2 protein-coding genes are annotated in these 2,964 nt (G+C 47.2%); both read left to right on the forward strand.

Going from position 1 to position 2,964, the window contains the following annotated elements:
- The first annotated feature begins 108 nt into the window (after nucleotides 1–108).
- Nucleotides 109–414: a Uma2 family endonuclease gene (locus QUB52_RS26380; protein WP_332975326.1), complete on the forward strand. Its 306-nt coding sequence runs from the start codon at nucleotides 109–111 to the stop codon at nucleotides 412–414.
- A 624-nt stretch (nucleotides 415–1,038) separates the two neighbouring features.
- Complete coding sequence (locus tag QUB52_RS26385; RefSeq protein ID WP_332975327.1) at nucleotides 1,039–2,859, forward strand: efflux RND transporter periplasmic adaptor subunit; 1,821 nt, start codon at nucleotides 1,039–1,041, stop codon at nucleotides 2,857–2,859.
- Nucleotides 2,860–2,964 lie beyond the last annotated feature (105 nt).

The following is a 2,964-nucleotide window of genomic DNA, read 5'->3' on the forward strand; positions in this document are numbered from 1 at the left end:
TATCCTTTCTCTTCGCTGTGCTTATCTCAACGGTCAACTTTCAATTTGATGTATTTGCCAAAGTGAGATGCACCCCTTAGCAAAGAACTGTTTTGGTCTAACGAGTCGATGCTAACACTGGGCAGTTCGATTAAATTTGTGGCAGAAGTTGTTAGTAGCAACTGGCAAAATGATTATTCCCGTAAGGTCGAAGACTACGCAGTTTTAGGTATTCCTGAATATTGGATTGCAGACCACGCAGGATTGGGTGGTACTCAACACATTGGGAAGCCCAAACAACCCACCCTCTCTATCTGCACTTTAGTGAATGGGGAATATCAAATTCAGCAGATTCGGGGTAATCAAACCATTGTCTCTCTAACTTTCCCAGATTTAAAACTGACTGCTGAACAAGTGTTGATGGCTGGCAGGTAACAGTTGACAGTTGACAGTTGACAGTTGACAGTTGACAGTTGACAGTTGACTTCGGAGTGCGAATTTTTTAGGCAGGGGCTTAAATCCCCTGCCTAAAAACAATCCACCTAAAGGTGGGGCTTAAATCCTCTGTGCTTCGGTAAAATCACTATAAGCTGTTGGGCACTTAAATTGGATGTTGAAAAACAATCAAACAATGAGTGGGGTGGGCGGGAGAGCCCGCTCTAAATATACGCTGATATCAGGTCGTGAGTTGATGACTCCTTTGCTTTGCCAATAAGCAACAAGTTCTGCTCCAGTTTTAGGTGCGTTGCTCAGAACTTTTCTGATCGATAAAACACGTAGGATATATTCAGATAAAGGTAGGTTTAGTCGCAAGGCTTCAGTAGATAGTTGACTTTCTAACTCCGGTAGCAACTCTAATTGAATGCTTATTTCTGCATTTCTCATCGATCGAGATTCTCAATTAATCGTAGCTGATTTCCTGATTATTAGAATATTCCTGCCACATAACGGCACAACCGAAAAAATTAAACACACTTTCATTGAACCTTTTCTGTTCCCGATCGGTCTAAATCACAGACAGACCCATCAAGATCTAATTTATATCTACTTTTTTAGAATATGTACCTTGTAAAAAACTTTCACATTAAAAAAGAGCTAACTCCCTGGCTGAGTGGGCTTCTAGCCACCGGATTGCTGGCAGGAGTAGGCTACACAGCTTACAGCCAACTCGCAGTCAAACAGCGTAGCGAAACCGGGCGCAAGGAAAAAACCGTTGCTGTAGAAAGGCTCAACCTGCCGATTACAATTTCGGCAAACGGCACAATTGTACCCGAACGTTCCGTCAACGTCAGCCCCAAAACTTCAGGAGTGCTCAAAAGTTTGCTTGTCAACGAAGGAGATAGCGTTGAAAAAGGGGAGATTCTCGCCTACATGGACGACTCCAACCTCCAAGGCCAACTTACCCAAACTCGCGGACAACTCGCAGGGGCCGAAGCAAACTTGCAAAAATTGCTCAACGGTAATCGCAGCCAAGATATTGCTGCGGCTAAGGCAGTTTTAGCAGAACAACAAGCCAGTCTGGAAAAATTGCTCAACGGGAATCGCAGCCAAGATGTTGCTGTAGCTGAGGCGCAAGTCGCAGAACAACAGGCAAATTTACAAAAATTGCTCAATGGGAATCGAACTCAGGAGATTGTCGTCGCCGAGGCGCAATTAGCTGAACAACAGGCAAATTTACAAAAGTTGCTTGAGGGGAATCGGCCTGAAGATATCGCCCAAGCAAGTGCCAAACTCAAAGATGCCGAATACGCTAAAAATCAAGCAGAGGATGACTTTCAGAGAAATCAAGAACTCTATTCTGCTGGGGCGATTGCTTTGCAAATTGTCAACAATTCCCGCACCGCGCGCGATCGAGCCGGCACGCAAGTCAGACAAGCCGAACAAGCTGTAGCTTTGCTGAAGGCCGGTGCTCGCCCCCAAGAAATCGCAGCAGCTAGGGCTGCGGTGGAGCAGAAACGGCAAGCTTTGGTCCTGGTGCGATCGGGCGCGCGCCCCGAAGATATCGCTGCGGGACGGGCTGCGGTGGAGCAGAAACGGCAAGCTTTGGCCCTGGTGCGATCGGGCGCGCGCCCCGAAGAAATCGCCCAAGCCCGCGCCGCAGTCGAGCAAAAACAGCAAGCTTTGGCGCTGCTAGAAGCCGGTTCTCGCCCCGAAGAAATCGCCCAAGCCCGCGCCCAAGTTCTCTCCGCTAGAGGCAGCCTGCAAAGCGTCCAAGCCCTGATCGATGACACTGTGTTACGGGCTCCTTTTAGTGGCACTGTCACCCGCAAATACGCAGATCCGGGCGCTTTTGTGACTCCCACGACAGCGGGAAGTGCGGTTTCTTCGGCGACTTCTTCTTCGATTTTGTCCTTAGCTTCAAAAAATCAATTAATCGCAAACGTAGCAGAAACTAATATTGCTCAAATTCAGATCGGCCAAGCTGCGTCTATTCAAGCCGATGCTTTTGCAGGAAAAACTTTTGCAGGTAAAATCACTCAAATTTCGCCTCAGTCGATCGTCCAGCAAAATGTGACAAGTTTTGAGGTAAAAGCCGCAATTATTAATGATGACAAACAAATGCTGCGTTCTGGGATGAATGTAAATGTCGAGTTTAAAGCAGGCGAACTCAAAAATGTTTTGGTAGTCCCCACAGCGGCAATTGTCCGCCAACAAAGGGCAACGGGGGTATTTGTTCCCGGCGGAAAAGATGGAAAACCTGCTTTTATGCCGATTAAAACTGGTATGACAGTGGATGACAAGACGGAAGTGCGATCGGGTTTAAAAGGAGATGAAAAAGTGCTGATTAGTGTACCCTCCGGATTGCGGCCTAGATCCCAAACTCCATCATCGGGTGGAATTCCAGGTTTGCAACCAGGTGGCGGAACCCGCTTGCGTTAGTTGTCAGTTGACTGTTGTCAGTAGTCAGTGGTTGACAATTACCAATGCCCTATGCCCTATGCCCTATGCCCTATGCCCAATCAATAATAACATGAAATTAAAGAC

The sequence above is a fragment of the Microcoleus sp. A6-C6 genome (genome assembly GCF_036705955.1).
Taxonomy (GTDB): Bacteria; Cyanobacteriota; Cyanobacteriia; order Cyanobacteriales; family Microcoleaceae; genus Microcoleus.